The organism is Mycobacterium asiaticum, assembly GCF_001673315.1.
GTDB lineage: Bacteria > Actinomycetota > Actinomycetes > Mycobacteriales > Mycobacteriaceae > Mycobacterium > Mycobacterium asiaticum_B.
Genome location: NZ_LZLQ01000092.1, coordinates 1 through 23,278, shown reverse-complemented (window position 1 = coordinate 23,278; position 23,278 = coordinate 1). Strand labels below are relative to the sequence as shown.

Genomic DNA, 23,278 nt, shown 5'->3' with positions numbered 1-23,278 from the left:
CCCCCGGTCATGTTGATTGGCAAAGCCGATACGAAGATAACTTGAATCGGCGCAGAACAAACTAGATTTCGTTAAATAAATAGATAACCATTCAAAAAGTTCCGCAATGCTGGTCACGACCACAATTGGCAGGTGAATGCCGATAGAGAGCGTCTCAGCAGGATCGTTAGATGTGATCCACGTAACTATCGGTACCGGATCGATGCCGGAACTGGCAGCGGGTGTTTACCGGAAGATCCCGTCCCGGCCTGCGCTGCCGCCGGAGCCGGGAGTGCCGGTCGAAATGCCCGGGCCACCGGCGCCACCCGCCCCACCGGCGCCACCGATGCCGATGAGGGTGGCGCTGCCTCCGTTGCTGCCACCCCCGCCGGGGCCGCCGACATTCGCCGCGTTGGCACCGCCGGCACCGCCGGATCCGCCGCCCCCACCGTTGCCGTAGATCAGGCCGGCGTTGCCGTTGGCGCCACCATGTCCGCCCGCAGCGCCTGCCCCGTTCGCGTTGGTGCCGGCACCGCCCGCGCCGCCGTGGCCGCCGAATCCGCCGTTCCCGAGCAGGACGGTGGAAGCTCCGTTGCCCCCATTCCCGCCGGCACCACCGGTAGCGAGGAGCCCGCCTGTCCCGCCGTCACCACCGTTGCCGCCCCCGGCGGCATTCCCGGCGAAGAAGCCGCTCCCACCGGCCTGGCCGCCTTGGCCGCCGGCTCCGCCCGACATGGCGGTCCCGGCCTGTCCGCCGTGGCCGCCGGCACCGCCGAACCCGCCGGTACCGAGCAACCAGGCACTGCCACCGCTGCCGCCGGTGCCACCGATACCGGCCGGACTTAGCAGGGTCCCGGTGATACCGGTGCCGCCCGCCCCGCCATCGCCGCCGAAGCCGAACACGAACCCGGCGCTGCCACCGTCACCCCCGTTGAAGCCGTTTCCGTCGGCGATTCCAGCTACCCCGGGGCTGCCGGCGCCGCCATGGCTGCCGTTGCCGAACAGCCAGGCCCTACCGCCACTGGCGCCGCTGCCGCCCAACTCGACGCTGCCATCGCCACCGGCACCGCCATTGCCGAACAGCAGACCGCCGTTGGCGCCGTTGCGTCCGGTCCCGCCGTCGCCGCCGTGCCCGATCAGCAGACCGGCCCGCCCCGCGCTGCCGCCGATCACACCGTTTCCGCCGTCACCGCCGTTGCCGAACAGCATCGCGTTACCGCCACCACCGCCGATGCCGTCACTGCCGGCGGCGCTGATTCCGGCGGTTCCGCCGTCGCCACCGCTGCCCAACAGGAAGCCGCCGTTGCCGCCGGTGGCTCCGTTGCCGCCGACACCGCCGGCGGCATTGGTGCTGTTGCCGCCGCCGCCACCGTGGCCGCCGCGCCCGATCAGTCCGGCGTTGCCGGCCGTGCCGCCGTTGCCGGGTGCGCCGTTCAGCAGGTTGGTGCTGCCGCCGTTTCCGCCGGAACCGCCATTGCCCAACAGGATTCCGCCACCGGCACCAGCCCCACCGGCCCCACCGACACCGGTCGAGCCGCCACCCCCGGATCCGCCCGAACCACCCGAGCCGAGCAACCAGGCCTGGCCGCCCGCGCCACCCGCGCCGCCGGCTCCGGTGCCACCAAGATTGGCGCCGCCGTTCCCGCCGTGCCCGCCGCCGCCGAGGAGAAGTCCGCCGCTGGCGCCCGCTCCGCCGGCGCCGCCGAATCCGGCCAGGCTGCTGCCGCCCGCGGCGCCGTCACCACCCCAGCCAAGCAGCCAGGCTGCTCCGCCCGCTCCACCGGCGCCGGCGTCGCTGCCGACGCTGTTGCCTCCCGCACCGCCGTCGCCACCGAGACCCGCCAGGTAGGCATTGCCACCGATACCGCCGCCACCGCCAACCCCGGTGCCTGCGGCGTTGCCACCGGCTCCGCCGGACCCGGCGATGCCCAAAACCGCATTGCCACCGTCGCCGCCGGCGCCGGCCGCACCGAAGCCGGCCGCGTCACCACCGGCACCACCGGACCCGGCGTTGCCGAACAAGCCCGCGTTGGCACCGGCGCCGCCCGCACCGCCCGCGGTGCCGCCGTTGGTGCCCGATCCTCCGGCGCCCCCGTTGCCGATCAACCACCCGCCGGCTGTCCCGTTCTGGCCGGTCCCCGCAGCACCGTTGCTGCCGTTACCAATCAGTGGGCGGCCGGTGGCAGCCTGAATGGGCGCGTTGATCGCGTCCAGCAAGCTCTGTATCGGGGCCGCGTTGGCGGCTTCGGCGGTCGCGTACATCGAGGCGCCGGCGTTGAGGGTTTGCACGAACTGCTGATGGAACAGCTCGGCCTCGGCGCTGAGCGCTTGATACACCTGCGCGTGCCCGGAGAACAGCGACGCCAGTGCCGCCGAAACCTCGTCCGCGCCGGCGGCCAGCACGCCGAGGGTGGGGGCGGCCGCCGCAGCGTGGGCAGCGCTCAACGCCGTGCCGATGCTTTGCACGTCCGTGGCCGCTGCTGCCAGCAGGTCGGGGGCAACGTGAACAAACGACATCGCGGTACTCCTGGTCGCAGTCGAAGTCATGGGAACTTGTCCAGACTGCACAGCGGTACACCCGAAAACGTCAGTCAGAAGACGTAGATGGCGCCAGGTGCGGGTCGTAGATTCGCCCTGCCGCGGTGACGTACGGCTCAGGCGTGCGATACCGCTTCGTGGGCAAGCTGCACACGCGAGCTGATGCCCAGTTTCGCGTAGACGTGCGTCAGATGGGTCTGCACGGTCCGCCGGGAAACGAACAGTCGCGCGGCGATCTCGTTGTTGGCCAGTCCTTCAGCGACCAGTCGCACCACGTCGCGCTCGGTGGGGGTGAGCGATGCCCAGCCGCTGGCTGGCCGCTTACGCTCGCCGCGGCCACGGCGCGCGTAAGCGATCGCCTCGTCCAGCGAGAGGCCCGACCCCTCGGCCCAGGCTTCGTCAAATCCGCTGTGGCCAAGGGCTTCGCGCAGGGTCGCCAGGGTGGCCTGGTGGTCGCCTTCGAAGATGTTGAACCGGACCGATCCGAGCCGGCGCCGAATCTCGTTGGCCGCGCCCAAGAGTCGTGCCGCGTCGCGGTGGCTCAGACCGTCGGCGGCCAGCCGGCCCAGGCACTCGAGGATGTCGGGCACGGCCAGGTGCGCCGCGCATTCCGCAGCGCACGCGAGCGCCTTGTGCGCGTCCCGCTCGGCTTGCTCAGGATCGCACTTCGCGATGAAAATGCGGGCGCGCGTGGTCAACGCCCGGGCCAGATGCCAGCCCACCGACGCCGCCACCTCTTGATCGGCCCAGCGACCAGCCGTGATCAGATCCCCACGCGCTAGGGCCACTTCGGCCATGGGGTTGATATTGGCGCCGGCCAGCTCGCCTTGCACGCTCAGACGCTGCTGGGCGGCCTCGCTCGCTTCCGCCGCTGCAGAAACGTCGCCGGCTGCCACCGCCGCGGTGGCCAACACCGCATAGCTGAAACCCTCGTTGTGCGGCCAGAGATCGCCGGCAGCCGCCAGTGACTCGTTACCCGCAGCTCTGGCCCCGTCGGTGTCACCCTGGAACGCGAGCGCATTGCACAAGGCGAGCCGGCTGCCCCACCTGAACAACACGTCGTGCGCCGCGTCGGCATCCGCTGTTACCGCCCGGAACTGGCTAACAGCCTCGGCCAGTTCACCTTTCATCATCTGCGCCAAGCCGAGTGTCCACCGGCAGGAGCGCGCGTGGAACTGATCGCCGATCTGTTCGGCGAGTTCGTTTCCTTCCCGGGACGCCGCATACCCGGCGATCGGATCTCCCGCGTAGAACGCTCCATATGCCTGCCACGTCAGGATCTGGGTCAGACGCCAGCGGTCTCCGAGTTCACGAGCAATACCGATCGCCTCTGCCAGGAATGGACGGGCCGCCTCAGCGCTGGAGGAATTGATCGCCCCGCAGGCGGTGAGTGCGCGGGCCAGCAGCGCCGGGTCCTTCATCTGCCGGGCGATGGCCACCGCCTGCAGCGCCTGATCCAGGTTGTCGTGGATGCTGCGCGACGCATCCAGAGCGGCCCTGTCGGCAAGCGCTCGTCCGCGCACCACCGGTGCGACCCGCGCCAAGGCACTGCGGTCGGTGAGCACCGCGTCGAACCAGGCGAGCCCCTCCTGTATCCGGCCCCGCGTGAGCCACAACGGCTGCAGCGACGAGGTGAGTTCCAGGGCCGGCCCGATTTCGTCGTTGTCCCGGCACCACGCGAAAGCCGTACGCAGGTTGTCGATCTCGGACTCGACCTGCTCGATACGGCGCTGATGCTCGCCGTCGGCCGGGCTATCCAACTGCGCAGCCATCTGCGCGTAGTGGTCTCGATGACGCGCTCGCAGTGCGCCGATCTCGCCGGACTCAGACAACTTTTCCAACGCATAATGCCGCACTGTTTCCAACATGCGGAACCGGGTGCGATCGCCTGAGGCTTCAACCAGCACAAGGGATTTGTCTACGAGCATCGTGAGTTCATCGAACACGTGGTGCGCACGCAATTCCTCGTCTGCGCTGACGGCCCGCGCAGCCGGATGATCGAAGCCGCCACTGAACACGGCCAGCCTGCGGAACAGAATCCGCTCGGGTTCGGTAAGCATGGCGTGGGACCAATCCACCGACGCCCCCAACGTATGCCTGCTCGAGGCCGGCGCACTGCCGGTCAGCAGCCGGAAACGGTGCCGCAATCCGTCCAGGATCTCGCGGAGCGACATCACCCGCACTGCGGCCGCCGCAAGCTCGATGCCCAGTGGCAAACCATCCAGCCGGGCACAGATATCGCGCACCGCGCCGGTGTCGGCAGCAGTGATGGTGAAGTCGGGCCGAGACAGGCGGGCACGGTCGATGAAAAGCTCGATCGCTTCGTCGGTGAGGGACAACGAAGGCACGCGCCAAACCAGCTCGCCGGGAACGCCGATCGGCGCGCGGCCGGTAGCCAGGATCGTCAGGTGGTCGCATGCGCCCAACAGCTCACGCGCCAGATCCGCGCACGCGTCGGCCAGGTGCTCGCAATCGTCCAGGACCACCAGCGTGGACCGGCCGCCGACGAAACGTGCCAGGGTGTCGACTGCGGATCGGCCCGGTTGGTCCGGCAGTCCGAACGCACGCAGCGCGGCCACCGGTACCAGCCCGGGTTCGCTCACCGGTGCCAGATCCACAAACCACACCCCGCCGCCGAACTCCGCCGTTGCCCCCCGTGCGACCTCGGCCGCCAACCGCGTCTTTCCCACCCCACCGGCGCCGGCCAGGGTGACCAGCCGGTGGTCGCCGAGAATTCTGCGCACGTCGTCGATCTGTGCAGCGCGCCCAACAAAACGCGTCAGCTGTACTGGAACGCCATGCGGTGCAACATTATTGGGACAAATCAGCGGCGGGAACTCGACTCGAAGATCCGGATGGCACAACTGCGCCACCCGTTCCGGACGGGGCAGGTCGCGCAACTGGTGAGTCCCCAGATCGGCCAGCCACACATCGTCCGGGAGGTGGTCGACGACCAGATCGTGCGTAGTGCCGGACACGACCACCTGACCGCCGTGCGCCAGCTCACGCAGCCGCGCCGCCCGGTGGACGGCCGGACCCGCGCAGTCTCCCGAATCGATCAGCTGCACCTCGCCGGTATGCACCGCGACACGTAACTGGGTCGGCGCCAGCGGCGCCTGCTGCAAATCAATCGCGCACGCCAACGCATCAATAGCTCGGGCGAATATCGCCAGAAACGTGTGGGGGCCACGGTCTGGACAAACCACCTCCGCGAGATCTGGTTGCACCGGCGCCACGCCCCCGTGGGCCGTGATGATGTCGGAGATGGCGGCGTCCAGCCGGTCAACCGTGGCGGCACCTGTTTCCGGCAGGGTCTCCCACGGTTGCGGCGAGCGTTCGGCGTCGGCGAGTAACAGGGTCACCGTTCTCGTCGGTACAAACTCGCTCACGCACATGTCACACCTGTCTCACACCGTTCTCATGATCTATGGCGACTAACAAGCGACTAACACAGTGTCACGCAATTCGGCTAGCAACGGTTCAACATGAGTCAAAGAGTTTGCTCCTTGACCGGATTTGTGGGATCGCGTCCGACCTACGACCCCCTCTGGTCGCCATCTACGACCCCGTCGACCGGCGGATTTACGCCCTGTGACCGACGTTCGCCGCGCCGGCGCCCCGCATTGTTTCCTTCCGCGGGACCGATCAACAGGGATGCAACAGGGATGGTGGGCATGAATTTCGCGGTATTGCCGCCGGAGATCAACTCGGCGCGGATGTATCTGGGCGCAGGACCCGGTCCGATGCTGGCGGCAGCGGCGGCATGGGACGGGCTGGCCGGAGAATTGGATGCGGCGGCCCGTTCGTTCGGATCCGTGGCATCGGGTCTGACGGACGCGGTATGGCAAGGTCCGGCAGCGGCCGCGATGGCCAGTTCGGCCGCGCCATATGTGGGGTGGCTCTCGGCCGCGGCGGCGCAGGCGCAGGGTGCGGCCGGTCAGGCGCTGGCCGCGGCGTCGGCCTTTGAGGCTGCGGTGTCGGCGACGGTACATCCGGGCATGGTGGCGGCCAACCGCAACCAGTTGGTCTCACTGGTGGTGTCAAATCTCTTCGGCCAGAACGCTCCGGCGATCGCGGCGGCCGAGGCGGGCTACGAGCAGATGTGGGCCCAAGACGTCGCCGCAATGCTGGGCTACCACGGCGGCGCCTCCGCGGTGGCCGCGCGGCTGGCCCCCATGCAGCAGGCGCTGCAATCCCTTCCGGGGCCGCTCGGTCAGATCCAGACCGCTCTGGGGAGCATACTCAATCTGGGCAACACCGGCGGACAGAACGTGGGCAGCGGCAACCACGGCAACCAGAACGTCGGCAACGGCAATTTCGGAGATGCCAACCTCGGTAGCGGCAACATCGGCACCGGCAACGTCGGAAACGGCAACCGCGGCAACCAGAACCTCGGCAGCGGCAATTCCGGTTCCAACAACGCGGGCACCGGCAACAACGGCATGGGCAACGTCGGCGGCGGCAACCTTGGCAACGGGAATCTGGGCGGCGGGAACCTCGGCAGTTCCAACGTCGGCAGCGGCAACCGCGGTGATGCCAACATGGGCTTCGGGAACCGCGGCAGCAACAACGTGGGGTTAAGCAACACTGGTAGCCACAACGTCGGGTTCGGCAACACCGGCAATAACAACATCGGATTCGGGCTCACTGGTGACAACCAGATCGGTTTCGGCGCGCTGAACTCCGGCACCGGAAACATCGGCTTCGGCAACTCGGGGACCGGAAACATCGGCTTCTTCAATTCCGGTACCGGCAACGTAGGAATCTTCAACTCCGGCAATCACAGCTTCGGCTTCGACAACTCGGGCAGCTTCAACACCGGCTTCACCAACGCGGGCCAGGGCAATACCGGCTTTTTCAATGCCGGGCTCAACAACTTCGGTTCCGGAAACGCTGGCGCGAACAACATGGGAATGGGTAACGGCGGTTCGCAGAACCTCGGTAATGGCAACGCAGGCTTCCAGAACACCGGAAGCGGGAACGCCGGCTCGATCAACACCGGTGACTTCAACGCCGGCGACATCAACACCGGTTGGGGCAATTCGGGCCGGAGCAACACCGGCGGCTTCGACTCGGGCAACCTGAACACCGGCTTCGGCAGTGCCATAACCCCGGCCGGTGTCAAAAACTCAGGCTTCGGCACCACAGGGCTGGATTCATCGGGATTCTTCAACTCCGGCGGAGACAGTTCGGGCTTCATGAACACCGGCCTCGCATTCGAGTCCGGCTTCGGAAATTCCGGTAACGGCAACAACGTCGGAATCAACAATCACGGCAGCTTCCTCGCCGGCATCGGAAACACCGGGTTCGACAACATCGGCATCGGCAATTCGAACGTCTTCAACTCGGGAATCGGCAACTCCGGAAACGACGACTCCGGATTCTTCAACAAGGGTGACGCGAAGTCGGGGTTCCTGAATTAAGGCCTGCGGGTGGCACGGGCGGCATTCGTACATATCGAGGAGACTGACATGTCCTACGTAAGCGCGGCGCCCGACGTACTGCACGGTGCCGCCGAGACCCTAACCGGTCTTCGTGCAACGCTGGCCCAGACCGCCGCCGCCGTCGCGGGCCCCACCACCGGGATAGCCGCTGCCGCACAAGACGAGATATCGGCCGCGATCGCTGACCTCTTCGGCGGCTTCGGCGACGAATTCCAGGCCGTCAACGCCCAAGTCCACGCCTTCCACGTCCAATTCGTCGGTTCGTTGAAAGCGAGCGCGGCAGCCTATGCGAGCACCGAATTAGGTTCCCTCCAAACGCTTCTCGCGAATTCGTCGGCCAACCTACAGAGCCTGGGAAGCGCCATCGCCGCCAACCCGGCACCGCTGCTCCGACAGTTCGTCAACAACCAGACCGGCTACGGGCAGACGATCGTCTCCGCACTCGGCAGTGCCATTCAAAACCCGCCGCCACTGGGGCTGCCCCCCACCAACCCGGCGGCTCTGGTGCAAACGATCGTCAGCCAGCAAATCGGTTATGCGCAAACCGTTTCCACTGCGCTGAGCGCCGCCGCGCAGGATTTCGGCACCGGGGTGATGGCATTGCCGGCATCGTTGCAAGCCGCCGCCCAGCAATTGGCGACGGGTGACGCGCCGGGCGCGGTGCGCAGCATCGCAACCGGTTTCGGGAATCTCTTCTTGACGGGTCTGGCCGCCAGCCAAGACCCGACGACTTTCCTGATCAACATCACCCCCACGGGTGCCGTCGGCGACCTGCTGCCGATCCTGACAATCCCCGGGCAAATGGCGCAGAACTTCACCGACCTACTACCAACCGGGTCTGTTCCATTCCAGATTTCGCAGCACATCACTAACGTGATAAAGACTGTGACCGACACTTCCCAAACGCTTGATCTGACCACCGGTGTCCTGCATGTGGGGCTGCCGCTGGTGCTCGGTCTTGATGCGCTGGGTCCGGCGGCCACCACGCTGGACGCTTTCGGGTCCAGCGCCAGTGCTCTTATGAGTGCGTTGCAAACCGGTGATGCGCTGGGAGCCGTCACCGCATTGTTCGATGCTCCGGCGAATGTGCTCAACGGTTTCCTCAACGGCCAGGCGACGCTGCCACTTTCGGTTGCGCTCGGGGATCTGACCACGACCACCAACATCCCGCTCGGCGGTCTGCTGACTCCCGCTCAGTTCGCCTCGCTGACCCTGACCGTCTTCGACATGACAGGAACGATCCCCCTATTCGGTACCCCGTTCGGCGGGCTTATCCCGGGCCTGCTGAGTTTCCTGCCCGAACAACTCGCAGAGGCAATCGGCGCGGCTGTACCCGGATAAGTCGGCATGGATGAGGCACACGATGAAGCGATTTCTCACGATCAGTTATGGCGTAGCCGCCTACTTCGTCGGCTTCGCGGCGTTCCTCTACGCGATCGGCTTTCTGGGCAACTTCGTTGTGTCACATCGCGTTGACGACGGTGTCGCAAGACCGGTGCCGGAGGCGCTAGTGGTCAACCTGCTGCTGCTGGCCGCATTCGGCGTGCAGCACAGTTTGATGGCGAGGCCATCGTTCAAACGCTGGTGGACCCGGATAGTGCCGCCGTCGATCGAACGCAGCACCTATGTGCTGGCGACGGGTCTGGTGCTGGCACTGGTGTTCTGGCAATGGCGCCCGATGCTGCCGGTCATCTGGGACGTGTCCCGGTCCGGTGCGCGGATCGTGGTGCAACTGTTGTTCTGGCTTGGCTGGGTGATCGTCCTGGCATCGACGTTCATGATCAACCACTTCGACCTGTTCGGGTTGCGTCAGGTGTACCTGGCCTGGCGCGGACGGCCCTACACGGACCTCGAATTCCGCACGCCGCTGTTGTATCGCGTGGTGCGCCATCCGTTGATGCTGGGATTTCTCGTGGTGTTCTGGGCGAGCCCGCGAATGACGTTGGGCCACTTGTTGTTTGCGCTGGTAATGACCGGTTATATTCTTTTCGCGCTGCGATGGGAGGAACGCGACCTGACCGCCGCGTTGGGCCGGCAATACAGTGATTACCGTAGTCGAGTGCCGATGCTGATTCCTCGGCCGCGGAGTGGTCGCGCCGCTCCGGTCGGCCGAAAGTTGAACTGACACATCACCTACGACCCCCCAGTTCCTTTCTTACGACCCCCCGCGGGGCGAACTACGCAGGGTAACCGACGTACATCGGCGGCCCGGCCCGCATCCTTGACTCAAAAGCGGGAGGGCCCAAATGAGTTTCATGATGCTGCCACCGGAGATCAACTCCGCGCTCATCTATGCCGGTGCGGGAGTGTTACCACTGTGCACCGCGGCCGCGGCCTGGGATGGGCTGGCCGCAGAATTGCGAGCCGCGGCCAGTGCATTTGACGGAGCGGTCGCATCCCTTACCAGCGGACCCTGGATGGGACCTGCGTCAACCATGATGGCCGCGGCGGCCGCCCCCTATGCCGGGTGGATGACTTCGGCTGCGCGTCATGCGGAGTCGGCGGCCGGACAAGCTCGGGCCGCCGTGACAGTCTTCGACACCGCACTTACGGCGACGGTGCATCCGGCTGCGGTGATGGCGAACCGGATGTCCTTGATGTCGTTGGTGACGACTAATTTCCTGGGTCAGAACACGTCGGCGATCGCTGCCACTGACCTCGACTACGAGCGGATGTGGGCCCAGGATGTGTCAGCCATGGTCGGCTATCGGGCCGGGGCGGCGTCGGTAGCATCGGCGCTGGCTCCACTGGCCGTGCCGCCGGCTGTGGTGACGGACGTGGCTTCTCAAGCGGTGAACGGGATTTCGTCCGCGCTCCAGTCGGTGGTCACCGCCGTGCCATTGGATTCTCTGTCGTCACTCGCACAAGTCGCGACGCTTCCGGTCAGCATGCTGTTGTCGCCGATGATGTCGCTGGCGCAGTCGGCAAATGGTGCGGGGGTTGCGGCCGCCACCAGCCTGGGCGCCGATGCGCCTGCCTTGGCGGGCAACGTGACGGCGGCGACCCCGCCGGTCGGCGCCGGGGGACTGGGGTCGACGGTCGCTGCGGACCTGGGCCGGGGACGTCTGGTGGGTGCCTTGTCGGTGCCGCCTGCCTGGACGGGCTCTGTGCCGGCGCGGATGACGCCCACGCCGGTGCCGGGGTTAGCTGGACTTCCCGCCGGGGCTACCGGGGCAACCGGGACGGGTGGACTCGGTGGGATGCCGATGATGCCGATGCCGATCGGCGGTGCGGGCGCTGGCGTGCCTGGCGGAATGCTGGGCCGTAGTGGCGGCGGTTCGCACGTCGTGCAGCAGCGCCCGAGTGTCATACCCCGCACCGGCGTCGGGTAGGGCAGTCAGCACGGCAGGACCAGGCTTGAACCAGGCTTGGAAAGCCCTTCGGTGTTCCTGCGGGCTTCCTGAATCGCCTGTCCGGCGCCTGCGTCGTTAGCAAGACTAATCGACGTGCTTCTAGATTTTTCGTGGTTGCCGCCGGAGATCAATTCGGCGCGGATCTTCGGTGGAGCCGGGTCGGGGCCTCTACACGTGGCAGCGGCGGCGTGGGAGAGTTTGGCCGCCGAGTTGGCGGTGTCGGCGTCGTCGTTCAACACGGTGATCGGCGGGTTGGCAGATGGACCGTGGGCCGGGCCGGCGTCCGCGTCGATGGTGGCTGCGGCGACGCCCTACGTCGGATGGTTGAGCCAGGCTGCGGCACAGGCCCAATCGGCGGCCGGACAGGCCCGAATGGCCGCGACCGCCTTCGAGACGGCGATGACCGCGACGGTGCATCCGGCCGCGGTGGCGGCCAACCGGGTGTCGTTGACTTCCCTGGTGGCGACCAACTTTCTGGGCCAGAACACTCCGGCCATCGCCGCCACTGAATTCGACTACCTCGAGATGTGGGCCCAGGACGTCGCCGCCATGGTCGGCTACCACGGCGGCGCGACCGCAGTGGCCGCAAGCATCACACCGTTTGCCCTGCCGCCGGTCAACCTTGCCGGACTGGCCGCCAACGTGGCCGGGAACGTGGCCAGCAACCTGTCGGCGGCCGTCAGCCCGTTGGCTCAGGGTGTCGCGATGGTGGCTCCCGGACTGGTGTCGGGCGTGCAGTCGGTGGCGTCGGCGGTGCCGGTGCAGTCATTGATGTCAGTCGCGCAGATCGGGACGCTGCCGGCCAGCATGCTGATCTCGCCGATGATGCAGTTGGCGCAGACTGCTAATGCCGGTACGGCAGGTTTGGCCAACGCCGCGACCGCGGGGCTGGCGGACTCGACGAAGTTCGTCGGCGACGCGGCGCCGGCAGCGAAGGGGCTGGGCGGCGCTGGGCTGGGCGCCGGAATGGCGGGTGATCTCGGCAAGGCGCATCTGGTGGGCGCCATGTCGGTGCCCCCGGCCTGGGCGGGTTCGACGCCCAAAGCGATGGCAACGTCGGCACTGCACGGGCTCGGCGCAACGAGTGCCGCCGCAACGAATGCCGCCGCGGCGGCACCCGCCGCGCGCCCCGGCGGTATGGGTATGCCGATGATGCCGATCCCGACCGGCGCGGGCGGGGCCGGCGCCGGTATGCCGGGCGGGATGATGGGTCGCGGCGGCGCCAGTCCACACGTGACACAGAACCGGCCCGCCGTGGTTCCGCGGACCGGGATCGGCTAGCCCGCGGCCACCACCTCGGCGGCAGCGCGTTCCCCGGAGCGAATCGCGCCGTCGATCCAACCGCACATGATGGTCGAACTCTCGGTCCCGGCCCAGTGGACCCGCCCGCAGGGCGTGCGCAGGGCGTGCCCGAACTCGGTCAGCACGCCGGTCGGGGTGTGGCTGATCATCCCGCCCCCGGAGTAGCGTTCCAGAGTCCAGTTCTGCTCGTGGAATTCGATTGGGTCTCTTGCCTTTTCGCCGAACCGGTCGACGAGTTCCCTGATGACGATCGATCGGCGTTCGCTTTCGTCGAGGTTGGTCAACCGGCGCGCGGCCACCCCCTCGGTGATGACGCACATAATCCCCGGGTCGCCTTTGTCGGTGCACGCATCGATGGTCAACGTCGCCGGTGTGCCCGGCGCGGCTGACTGGCCGGATAGCCCGTCGGCCCGCCAGAACGCGTCACCGTAGATCGCGGAAATCTTGATAACAGCCCCGCTGGGCATCCGCTGATTGAGCATCGCCCGGTCCACCGGCAGTGTCGGCTCGTAGACGATCGAGCTGGCGATCGCCATCGGAATCGCCACAATGACCCGGCGCGCCCGAATCGTCAGACCCTCAGCGCTCACCGTCACCCCGTCGGCGTCCTGGCTGATCTGGCGCACCGGGCGTGACAAGTGCAGCGCGTCACCCAGTTCGGCCACGATGGGGCGATAGATGGCGCCCATCCCGCCGACCGGACGCGCGTCCTGGGACCCGCCTTTGCCCGAGATCACGAACGTCGGGCCACCTCCGGATCCCGTCTGGTGCAGCATCCACAGCAGGGACACTTCCGATGCCGCCGACGTATAGCTGCCGCCGAGGGCCATGTCCAGCATTTCCCGCGCTGGCCGGGACAACACGTTGCGCTCCAGCCAATCGCCGATGCTGGTCCGGTCCAGTTCGGCGGCATCCGCAGCGTCCCAAGGGTTTTCGCGCGGCAGCGCTTTGCACATCTGCTCTATGGTCGCCAGCCCGATACCCAGGTTGGCCACCGCCCACGGGCTCATACTCCAGGGCAGCTTGCCGCCGTAGCGGCGCTTCTTGCCGCCGACGATCATCATGGCGTCACCGTCGTTGTGCTGCTTGTACTCTGGGACGCCGAACTCTTGCATCAGCGCGTAGATCCGGTCCTGGCCCGGCCCGATCCAGGCGCCGCCGCGGTCGATCCACACCCCGTCGTCCCGGGTAACCGTGAAGGTCCGGCCGCCCACCCGGTCCCGGGCCTCGAGCACCGCCACCGAGTGACCCGCTTGTCTCAGTCGCAGGGCTGCGGTCAGTCCAGCGAAGCCGGCCCCCACCACGCAGTAATCGACATCCGTCATACCCGACTCCTTGGTGACCGCTCGGTGCCCCAGCAGCAAGCTACACCGTTTACCCGGGGTTTCAGATCGGATCCAACGAGTTAACGGCCCGGGATCTGGGCAGGCCGCTAGAACACGTTCTAATCTGTCAAACCATGGGATTCCTGAAGCCCCAGCTGCCCGAGATCGAGTTCGACGAGTGGAGTAAGGGCACCCGCAGCGACAAGATCCGCCCGATGGCCAAACACTGGGCCGAGGTGGGTTTCGGCACGCCGGTGGTGCTGCACCTGTTCTATGTGGTGAAGATCCTGCTCTACATCTTGGTTGCCTGGCTGATCGTGCTGAGCACCAAGGGCATTGACGGGTTCACCAACGTCAGGGCCTGGTATGCCGAGCCGATCGTGTTCGAGAAGGTCGTGCTCTACACGATGTTGTTCGAGGTGGTCGGCCTCGGTTGCGGGTTTGGGCCGCTGAACAACCGGTTCTTCCCGCCGCTGGGCTCGATCCTGTACTGGTTGCGGTTCGGCACCATTCGGCTACCACCGTGGCCCGACCGCGTCCCCATGACGTTCGGAACCAAACGCAAGCCTGCCGACGTCGCGCTGTACGCCCTGCTGCTGGTCTTGCTGGTGACCGCGCTGTTCACCGACGGCAGCGGCCCGGTACCGGAGTTGGGCACCACGGTCGGGTTGCTGCCGACGTGGGAGATCGTGGCGATCCTGGTGACCCTGGCGCTGGCCGGCCTGCGCGACAAGGTGATCTTTTTGGCGGCCCGTGGCGAGGTGTACGGAACGCTGACGGTCACCTTCCTGTTCGCCGGGGCCGACATGATTGTCGCCGCCAAGCTGGTATTCCTGGTGATCTGGATGGGCGCGGCGACCTCGAAACTGAACAAGCACTTCCCGTTCGTGATTTCGACGATGATGTCGAACAATCCGCTGATGCGGCCGCGGTGGCTCAAGCGGTTGTTCTTCGAGAAGTTCCCCGACGACCTGCGGCCCGGCCGGCTGTCTCGGATCGTCGCCCACCTCAGCACCGTCATCGAGATGTTTGTGCCGCTGGTGTTGTTCTTTGCTCCGGTGGGCACGCCGGTGAAGGTGGCGGCGATCGTGATGGTGCTGTTCCATTTCGGGATTCTCTCGGCCATCCCGATGGGCGTCCCGCTGGAGTGGAACGTGTTCATGATCTTTGGCGTGCTGACACTGTTCGTCGGTCACGCCGGCGTCCGCCTGGACGATGTGAAACATCCTGTGCCGGTGGCGATCCTGTTCGCGGTGATAGCCGGCGTGGTGATCGCCGGCAACATGTTTCCGCGCAAGATCTCGTTCCTGCCCGGCATGCGGTACTACGCGGGCAACTGGGACACCACGCTGTGGTGCATCAAACCGTCGGCGAGCGACAAGATCTCCCGGGGGATCGTGGCGATTGCCAGCATGCCGCAAGCCCAGCTGGAGCGGTTCTACGGCAGCCCGGAGGCGGCGCAGATTCCGCTGTACATGGGATATGCCTTCCGGGGCTTCAACACTCACGGTCGCGCCCTGTTCACACTGGCTCACCGCGCAATGGCGGGGCAGAACGAGGACGACTACGTCATCACCGACGGCGAACGGATCTGCAGCACTGCCATCGGGTGGAACTTCGGTGACGGTCACATGCACAACGAGCAACTGATAGAAGCGATGCAGCGGCGCTGCCAATTCGAACCGGGTGAGGTGCGGGTCGTCCTGCTCGACGCCCAGCCGATCCACCGGCAGACCCAGCGGTACCGGTTGGTCGACGCCGCGACCGGGGAGTTCGAGCATGGCTACGTCCGGGTGGCCGACATGGTGACCCGACAGCCGTGGGACGACGATGTCCCGGTCCACGTGCTGTCGGACTGAGCTGAGCGCGGCGAGCGTAACCACACCGCGAGAAGTTGAACCGAATTTCGCAGTGCGGTTACGCTCGCGAGAGCTAGGCCCTGGCCCGCACCTCCTGGGCCGCGGCGACCATGTTCTGCAGCGACGCCTTCACCTGCTCGACATTGCGGGTCTTCAGGCCGCAGTCCGGGTTCACCCAAAGCCGTTCAGCGGGAACGGCCTTCAACGCAGCCCGTAACGACTCCGCCATCTCCTGGGTGCTGGGCACGCGCGGCGAGTGGATGTCGTAGACGCCCGGGCCCACGCTGTTGGAGAAGCCGATCGCGTTGAGGTCATCCAGCACTTCCATGCGCGATCGGGCTGCCTCGATGGACGTGACATCGGCGTCCAGGTCCGCAATCGCCCCGATCACTTCGCCGAACTCCGAATAGCACAGATGAGTATGTATCTGAGTCGAGTCGGCGACTCCGGAGGTGGCCAGGCGGAAAGACCCTACCGCCCAACGCAAATACTCATCCTGATCGGCGCGGCGCAGCGGCAGCAGCTCCCGCAGCGCGGGCTCATCGACCTGAATGACCGCGATACCGGCCTCCTGCAGATCCACCGTCTCGTCGCGAATCGCCAGCGCCACCTGATTGGCCGTCTCGGCCAGCGGCTGGTCATCACGGACGAACGACCACGCCAGAATCGTGACCGGCCCGGTGAGCATGCCCTTGACCGGCTTGTCGGTCAGCGACTGCGCATAGGTGATCCAGTCGACGGTCATGGGGTGGGTGCGGACCACGTCCCCGTACAGGATCGGCGGACGCACACACCGGCTGCCGTAGGACTGCACCCAGCCGTTGTCGGTGGCAAAGAAGCCCTCCAACTGCTCGGCGAAGTACTGCACCATGTCGTTGCGTTCCGGTTCGCCGTGCACCAGCACGTCGATCCCGAGTTCTTCCTGCAGTTTGACGGCGTCGGCGATCTCCTGCTTCATCCGTCGCTCGTACTCGGCCTGGTCGATCTCCCCGTTGCGCAGCGCCGCGCGGGCGACGCGGATCGCCGAGGTCTGCGGATAGGAGCCGATGGTCGTCGTCGGCAGCACCGGCAGGTGCAGACGGGCATCCTGGCTGGCCCGACGCTGGGCCGAGTCGCCGCGCTGGGCGCCGTCCGCGACGATCGATTCGATCCGCGCCCGGACCTGACTGTTGTGCAGCCGCGGATCCTTCTTGCGGGATGCGACGGCGGCATTGGAGGCGGCGATCTCGTTGGCGACCGCGTCGCGTCCCGCCCGCAACGCGTGCGCCAGAACGACCACTTCCCGAACCTTCTCAGCGCCGAATGCCAGCCAGCTGCGCAGGCTTTCGTCCAAATCGGTCTCGGGTTCCAGCGAGTACGGCACATGCAGGGTGGAGCACGATGTGGAAACTGCAACGGCCCCGGCCGATCCCAGCAGTGCCGCCAGCTTGCCCAGGGCGGCCTCCAGGTCGGTGCGCCAGATGTTGCGGCCGTCGACGATGCCGGCCACCAGGGTTTTCCCAGCGAGCTCGGGAACCGCCGCCACCGACGTGTCGGCGCCGTAGACCAGGTCGACGCCGATCGCCTCCACCGGCGTGCGGGCCAGTCCCGCCAACGATGCGCCGGGGTCCCCGAAGTAAGTGGCGACGTAGATGGCAGGTCGGCTGGCCACGGCACCCAGGGCGTTGTAGACGGCTTCGGCGAGCGCGGGTGCGTCTGGGGAGATGTCGGTGACGAGTGCGGGCTCGTCGAACTGCACCCACTGTGCGCCGTTGTCGGCGAGTAGTGACAGCAGTTCACCGTAGATCGGCACCAGCTGCTCGAGCCGCTCGACCGGTGCCGGCGCCCCGTCCACCGCCTTGCTCAGCAGCAAGAAGGTGATCGGGCCGATGACGACGGGGCGTGCCGGAATGCCTTGTTCGAGAGCCTCTTTCAGCTCTGAAAGCACCTTTTCGGGATTCAGCGTGAAGGTGGTGGACGGTCCGATCTCGGGAACCAAGTAGTGGTAATTGGTGTCGAACCATTTCGTCATTTCCAGCGGAGCGACGTCGTCGTTGCCTCGTGCGGCGGCAAAGTATCGGTCCAACTCGTCGGAGATAGCGCTGACCCGGTCCGGTAACGCGCCGAGCAGCACCGCCGTGTCGAGCATCTGGTCGTAATAGGAAAAGGTGTTGACCGGCACCGAGTCCAGGCCGGCGGTGGCCAGTTCCGACCAGGTGTCACGGCGCAGCGTGGCGGCCACGGATTCGAGATCGGCGCGGCTGCTCTGCCCCGCCCAATAGCGCTCAGTGGCTCGCTTGAGTTCGCGCCGTGGACCGATGCGGGGCGAACCGGTGATGGTAGCGGTGAAATGTTGCAGGTTCACGAGCTGGTTCTCGTCCTTCAATTGATGGAGTGCACACCGCCCGCGGACGCGCAGCCTGTCCGTGGTGGCGTTGGACTGTCCTGAGTCGCAAACACGTCAACGGAGTCGGCCACACGCCCATTCCACGAGGCGATGCGCCGCCGGGCGCGGCGCGCCCGGCACAGCCGGCAGGTCTTCGGACTCGCAGGCACGCACCGGGTCGGTGCTCCGCGCCCGGCTGACGACGCGCCCCAGAAGGGGCCGCTGACGAGCCGGGCAGGGTTCCTAATGGCCGTCGCTTCCCAGCCTTGCGACCAGTGCGGATGACGGCGTTCGTTCCTGCATACCGCTGCGGGACAGTCCCGGATTCCCACCGGGTTCCCTCTTACGAGGCGGGTGCCTCGCTCGATGCCGGCGCCGCGTGCTGCGACGCCGGCAGACCAGCTGCGGGAGTAACACTACGCCGCGTGCTCAGTGCGATTGCTACGTCCGAGTCGGTGCCACCTGCTCGTCAGCGGCGGCGCGGTCGCCGCGCCACTGCAGGGCCTTGAGCGCTACAGCGACCTCGATCAGGTTTTGCTCGAGCGGTCGAGGTAGCAATCGCTGTACGGTCTCGAGCCGATGCAACACCGTGTTGCGGTGGGTGAAGAGGCTTCTTGCAGCGCGGGAGGCGTTGCACTCTGCATCGATAAATGTAAGTACGGTCGTGTGCAGCACCGGGCTGGCGGTCGCGAGCGCGCCGAGCGTCGTCTGGATGAAATCGTCCGCTCCGGTGGAGTTTTCGGTCAGCAAGGCAACCATCTCTATATCGGCGAACGAGGCCATGTGTTGCGGTGATCGCAGCCGGGTCAACATTCGCTGGGTGGTGAGTGCCTCCGTGTGGCTGCGGCGGAACCCCTCGATTCCTGGGGCAGTGGTTCCGATCGCGATCTGCGCATCCGGTGTGGATTCGGCGACTTCGCGCATGCGTTCGTGGTCGAGATTCGCGATATTCCCGACCCACATCCAGCGAGTTCCGGCGCTGGCTACCACGATGAGCGGTCGTTGGGAACCCACGGCTTGGCTGAATTGCTCGACGACTCGGTCCAGCGGAGTCGCGCCAACGTTCGGCTCGTCGGACCACACGACTGCTGCGGTGTGCGAGTGCTCAAATGAGTAACCCAATCGCGCTGCTACGTCGTGGCGATTGATGGGAGCACCGTTGAGGACGAGTTCGACCAGCTCACGCCGTTCGGCGGCATCATCGCGCTTCAGCTCGGAGTATTCGGCCTGCATCTGCGCGGTGATGCCGGCCAGCATGCCGTCGACGTACTCGGTGGCCGATCGGAAAGAGACGTCGAGCAACTGGTGGAGCTCGGCGGGGTCAGAGGTTAGTTCGAACGCAATTTCTGTCCAGCGTCGCCAGGCCACGTTGTGTCCGATGCGGTAGACCTCGAGCGCTGACGCGTCCAAGCCGCGCCGCACCAGGTCCCTGGCCATCCGCAGCGTCTCGGCGTTGAGGTCGGGTTCCACCGGTGCGCCCGGTGTTTGCAGCATGGAGGAAGCGAAGTGGACGAGATTGATGCGGTTTGAGCGTGCCACGACCGACGCGAGGCCAGGGTCTCGGGCGATGGGTCCGCTGGCATTCAGCGTGACTCGATCGAATTCTTCAAGCCACTCCCGGCTGGGGTTGAGCGCGAGCCATGCCCCTCTACGGATCAATTCTTGTATTCGAGGCGAAGGCTCGCGCCATGTCACGCACAGGATCGTAGTGCAGTTTGCATGACTGTTTTGCAAGCAATAACCGAATTCATATTTTTGCGGTTCATCCTCGGATTCCATTAAGTCGCAATACGATACCGAAATAGTGCTGCGGATGGGTGCCGTTAGTTTCGGCAATCGTCGTCGGCGGCCAGCGAAGCGCGGTCTCGCCGCGGATGTGCACTTTGCCTAGTGTCTTCGCGCTGAAGTAGAGGAATTGCCCTTGGCGCAGCGTTGCGGAGTTGGAATCATCGGGCGCTGCCGTGTGTCCTGCGAGCGTTCCTCGCTCGGGCTCGCTATTTGGCTGGGTTGTCACCTGATGGCCGGCTGTCAGGTGGGAGGTTGTGGGTGTCGTTTATCACTGTTGCGCCGGAGTTGTTGGCGTCGGCGGCTGCGGACGTAGCAAGAATCGGATCGTTTGTCGGTGCGGCGAATGTAGCGGCCGCGGCGGCGACCACCGGTGTGGCGGCTGCGGCTGAGGATGAGGTGTCGGCGGCGATCGCCGCCTTGTTCGGTGCGCACGGCAAGGAGTATCAGTCGCTGAGCGGCCGGGTGGCCGCGTTTCACGACCGGTTCGTGCGGACGCTTCATGCGGGCGCAGGCGGCTACTCGGCCACCGAGGTCGCCAATGCCGAGCAGAATCTCCTCCGCGCGATCAACGCGCCCGTCCAGGCGCTGACGGGGCGGCCACTCATCGGGCATGGCGCCCAGGTCACGCCCGGTCAGAGCGGCGGGGAGGGCGCATGGTTTCACAGCAATGGCGGCGCCGGACTGACGGGTCAAAGCCAGACCGCGGCAAGCACCGTCACGGGCAGCGGCAGCTCTGTGGGTGCCAACGCCGGAGCTAGCGGCAATGCGAGCTTGGCCAGCGGCAGTGGCGACACCGCTGCCAGCAGCCCCGTCGTCAACGTGCCCGCCTCCAACACCGCCGTTGCAAATTCAATCACTAACCCGACCGCGACCACCGGCCCGACGGGTCCCAGCACGGCCGCATCCGTGGCGGCTACGGGTCTCGGCAACCAGGGCAACGCCAACACGGGCAACGGCAACATCGGCGACGGGAACGCCGGCAACGGCAACAACGGCAACAACAACCTAGGCGGCGGCAATCTCGGCGGCGGCAACACCGGCGACGGCAATATTGGCGACAACAACCTAGGCGGCAGGGCAACCAAGGCAGCGGCAACACCGGCGACGGCAACCGCGGAAACGACAATGCGGGCAGCGGCAACACGGGCGGCGGCAACCACGGTAGCGGCAACCAGGGCCGCGACAACGACGGCAATGGCAATCGCGGCGACGGCAACCAGGGCAGCGGCAACACCGGCAGCGGCAACGAAGGTAGCGGCAACACGGGCAGCGGCAACTTCGGTGACGGCAATCGCGGCAACGACAACCAGGGCAGCGGCAACACGGGCAATGCGAACACCGGCGATGGCAACATCGGCAACAACAATTCGGGCGCGGGCAACAACAACAGCAACAACCCGGATGGTGGTAACTCGGGCGATGGCAACCTGGGCAGCGGCAACTCCGGTGATGGAAATAAGGGCAACGCCAATCAGGGCGACGGCAACGTCGGTGACGGCAACGTCGGTGACGGCAACCATGGTGGTGACAACGAGGGCGTCGGCAACTTGGGCAACACGAATACCGGTGATGGGAATAAGGGCAACGGCAATCGGGGCGACGGCAACGTCGGTGACGGCAACGTCGGTGACGGCAACCATGGTCGGGGCAATGAGGGCGACGGCAACTTAGGTAACACGAACTCCGGTGACGGTAACAAGGGCAACGACAACGAAGGCGACGGCAACCTGGGCAGCAGCAACACTGGCGACGGCAACAAAGGCGACACCAACTCCGGCTTCGGCAACACTGGCGACAACAACAAGGGCAACGGCAACAACGGCAACGCCAACACCGGTAATGGCAACGTTGGTAGTGACAACTCGGGTCAAGGCAACCGCGGTGACGGCAACTGGGGCGACGGCAATATCGGCGACAACAACAAGGGCTCCGGAAACCACGGCAACACCAATCAGGGTTCGGGCAACCTGGGTAGTGACAATCAGGGCAGTGGCAATATCGGCGACAAGAACACCGGCAACGGCAACATCGGCAGCGGCAACTCAGGCAGCGGCAATCAGGACCCCTTCGGTGGCGGCGCGACCAACAACTCGGGCAGCGGCAATATCGGTGACGACAACGCTGGCAGCGGCAATATCGGCGACGGCAACTCGGGCAGCGGTAACCGGGGCAACGGAATCGCGGCCGGCGGCGACAACAACCGAGGCAGCGGCAATCAAGGCAGCAACAATGTCGGTAGCGGAAACATCGGCAACGACAATCAAGGCAACGCCAACCACGGCAACGCTAACTCCGGCAGCGGCAACTTCGGTAGCAACAACCAGGGTGGCGGCAACTACGGCAGCGGAAACGTGGGCGAGGGAAATATCGGTGACGGCAACACCGGCAGCGGCAACATCGGCAATAAAAATCCCGGCATGGGGAACATCGGCACCGCCAATCAGGGTGGCGGGAACAATGGTGCCAACAACATCGGTTGGGGAAATACCGGCAACAACAACGTCGGCTTCGGCAATCATGGCAACAACAACTTTGGATTAGGACTCACCGGCGATAACCTAGTAGGCATCGGTGGCTTGAACTCAGGTTGGCTTAATCTCGGCCTCGGGAATTCCGGCAACTTCAACATCGGCTTCGGCAACTCCGGCCATGGAAATATTGGCTTTGGTAATTCTGGGAACTACAACATCGGCTTCGGGAACGCTGGCAACGGAAACACCGGCTGGTGGAACTCGGGCACCGGAAACACGTTCGGGTCGAATTCGGGCAACTACAATACTGGGTTCTGGAACTCGGGTAACTTCAACACGGGTTTGTGGAATTCCGGCAACAGCAATACGGGACTTTTGAATTCGGGAAATACCAACACCGGACTTTATAACTCCGGCAACACAAACACCGGACTCTATAACTCCGGCAACACGAACACCGGGCTTTATAACTCGGGCGGTGCCAATACCGGTAGCTACAACTCCGGCGGCACCAACACTGGCAGCTATAACTCGGGTGGTACAAATACGGGAAATTACAATGCTGGTGGTACCAACACGGGCGACTTCAACGCCGGTGGTACCAACACCGGTGACTTCAACGGTGGTGGCACCAACACCGGCAGCTATAACTCGGGTGGCACCAACTTCGGCAGCCACAACTCCGGCGGGACCAATACGGGCAGCTTCAACGCCGGTGGCACTAATACGGGCAGCTATAACTCCGGTGGCACCAACACCGGCAGCTACAACTCGGGTGGCACCAACACCGGGGACTACAACTCGGGCGGCACCAACACCGGCAACTACAACTCGGGTAACACCAACACCGGCAA

12 protein-coding genes, 2 pseudogenes and 1 riboswitch are annotated in these 23,278 nt (G+C 65.7%); of the genes and pseudogenes, 9 read left to right on the top strand and 5 right to left on the bottom strand.

Annotated features, from left to right (window positions below; all coding sequences use genetic code 11):
• Positions 1 to 225 precede the first annotated feature (225 nt).
• Together A5636_RS26575 and A5636_RS14310 are read right to left on the bottom strand one after the other, a co-directional pair.
• Entirely contained in the window at positions 226 to 2,496 is a 2,271-nt protein-coding gene (locus A5636_RS26575; protein ID WP_065159303.1) for a PE family protein, read from the bottom strand.
• A gap of 137 nt (positions 2,497 to 2,633) precedes the next feature.
• Positions 2,634 to 5,906 carry a LuxR family transcriptional regulator gene (locus A5636_RS14310; protein ID WP_065159315.1) on the bottom strand — a complete coding sequence of 1,091 codons (3,273 nt, stop codon included), beginning with the start codon at positions 5,904 to 5,906 and terminating at the stop codon, positions 2,634 to 2,636.
• Between the two features lie 285 nt (positions 5,907 to 6,191).
• Between A5636_RS14310 and A5636_RS14305 the strand changes: the two genes are divergently transcribed.
• The 5 genes from A5636_RS14305 (at position 6,192) to A5636_RS14285 (ending at position 12,595) form a co-directional block, all read left to right on the top strand.
• Positions 6,192 to 7,940: a PPE family protein gene (locus A5636_RS14305; RefSeq protein ID WP_065159314.1), complete on the top strand. Its 1,749-nt coding sequence runs from the start codon at positions 6,192 to 6,194 to the stop codon at positions 7,938 to 7,940.
• Between the two features lie 48 nt (positions 7,941 to 7,988).
• The gene (locus tag A5636_RS14300) at positions 7,989 to 9,302 is read left to right on the top strand and encodes a PE family protein (protein WP_065159302.1); all 1,314 of its coding nucleotides are present in this window, start codon (positions 7,989 to 7,991) and stop codon (positions 9,300 to 9,302) included.
• A gap of 22 nt (positions 9,303 to 9,324) precedes the next feature.
• On the top strand, positions 9,325 to 10,086 hold the full coding sequence (mddA, locus tag A5636_RS14295) for a methanethiol S-methyltransferase (RefSeq protein WP_065159301.1): 762 nt from the start codon (positions 9,325 to 9,327) through the stop codon (positions 10,084 to 10,086).
• Between the two features lie 121 nt (positions 10,087 to 10,207).
• The gene (locus A5636_RS14290) at positions 10,208 to 11,293 is read left to right on the top strand and encodes a PPE family protein (protein ID WP_065159300.1); all 1,086 of its coding nucleotides are present in this window, start codon (positions 10,208 to 10,210) and stop codon (positions 11,291 to 11,293) included.
• A 114-nt stretch (positions 11,294 to 11,407) separates the two neighbouring features.
• A complete protein-coding gene (locus A5636_RS14285) occupies positions 11,408 to 12,595 on the top strand; it encodes a PPE family protein (protein WP_065159299.1) in 1,188 nt (395 codons plus the stop codon).
• Here the strand turns inward: A5636_RS14285 and A5636_RS14280 are convergent.
• Positions 12,592 to 13,941 (bottom strand): flavin monoamine oxidase family protein, encoded by a 1,350-nt coding sequence (locus tag A5636_RS14280; protein WP_065159313.1) that lies wholly within the window; start codon positions 13,939 to 13,941, stop codon positions 12,592 to 12,594. The genes A5636_RS14285 and A5636_RS14280 overlap by 4 nt on opposite strands.
• A 134-nt stretch (positions 13,942 to 14,075) precedes the next feature.
• On the opposite strand from A5636_RS14280, the gene A5636_RS14275 reads away from it, so the two are divergent.
• Positions 14,076 to 15,800: a DUF3556 domain-containing protein gene (locus tag A5636_RS14275; RefSeq protein ID WP_065159298.1), complete on the top strand. Its 1,725-nt coding sequence runs from the start codon at positions 14,076 to 14,078 to the stop codon at positions 15,798 to 15,800.
• A 73-nt stretch (positions 15,801 to 15,873) separates the two neighbouring features.
• Here A5636_RS14275 and metE read toward each other — a convergent pair whose 3' ends face one another.
• Complete coding sequence (gene metE / locus A5636_RS14270; protein ID WP_065159297.1) at positions 15,874 to 18,165, bottom strand: 5-methyltetrahydropteroyltriglutamate--homocysteine S-methyltransferase; 2,292 nt, start codon at positions 18,163 to 18,165, stop codon at positions 15,874 to 15,876.
• A 146-nt stretch (positions 18,166 to 18,311) separates the two neighbouring features.
• Positions 18,312 to 18,528: riboswitch (cobalamin riboswitch) on the bottom strand.
• Positions 18,529 to 18,606: 78 nt separating this feature from the next.
• Positions 18,607 to 19,860: an Rv1453 family transcriptional regulator gene (locus tag A5636_RS14265; RefSeq protein WP_155763822.1), complete on the bottom strand. Its 1,254-nt coding sequence runs from the start codon at positions 19,858 to 19,860 to the stop codon at positions 18,607 to 18,609.
• A 351-nt stretch (positions 19,861 to 20,211) separates the two neighbouring features.
• Between A5636_RS14265 and A5636_RS26175 the strand changes: the two are divergent.
• The 3 genes and pseudogenes from A5636_RS26175 to A5636_RS14250 all read left to right on the top strand — a co-directional run.
• Positions 20,212 to 20,481, top strand: a pseudogene (locus A5636_RS26175) (PE family protein); the annotation flags it as partial.
• A gap of 374 nt (positions 20,482 to 20,855) precedes the next feature.
• A pseudogene (locus A5636_RS27880) lies at positions 20,856 to 21,422 on the top strand (hypothetical protein); the annotation flags it as partial.
• A gap of 78 nt (positions 21,423 to 21,500) precedes the next feature.
• Positions 21,501 to 23,278: beta strand repeat-containing protein (locus A5636_RS14250; protein ID WP_437339831.1), on the top strand; the 1,778-nt coding region annotated here is incomplete at its 3' end.

Excerpts from the sequence above, each read along its gene's own strand:
- A5636_RS26575 (WP_065159303.1), bottom strand. The coding sequence starts at position 2,496 with ATGTCGTTTGTTCACGTTGCCCCCGACCTGCTGGCAGCAGCGGCCACG.
- A5636_RS14305 (WP_065159314.1), top strand. The coding sequence starts at position 6,192 with ATGAATTTCGCGGTATTGCCGCCGGAGATCAACTCGGCGCGGATGTAT.
- A5636_RS14300 (WP_065159302.1), top strand. The coding sequence starts at position 7,989 with ATGTCCTACGTAAGCGCGGCGCCCGACGTACTGCACGGTGCCGCCGAG.
- mddA (WP_065159301.1), top strand. The coding sequence starts at position 9,325 with ATGAAGCGATTTCTCACGATCAGTTATGGCGTAGCCGCCTACTTCGTC.
- A5636_RS14290 (WP_065159300.1), top strand. The coding sequence starts at position 10,208 with ATGAGTTTCATGATGCTGCCACCGGAGATCAACTCCGCGCTCATCTAT.
- A5636_RS14280 (WP_065159313.1), bottom strand. The coding sequence starts at position 13,941 with ATGACGGATGTCGATTACTGCGTGGTGGGGGCCGGCTTCGCTGGACTG.
- A5636_RS14275 (WP_065159298.1), top strand. The coding sequence starts at position 14,076 with ATGGGATTCCTGAAGCCCCAGCTGCCCGAGATCGAGTTCGACGAGTGG.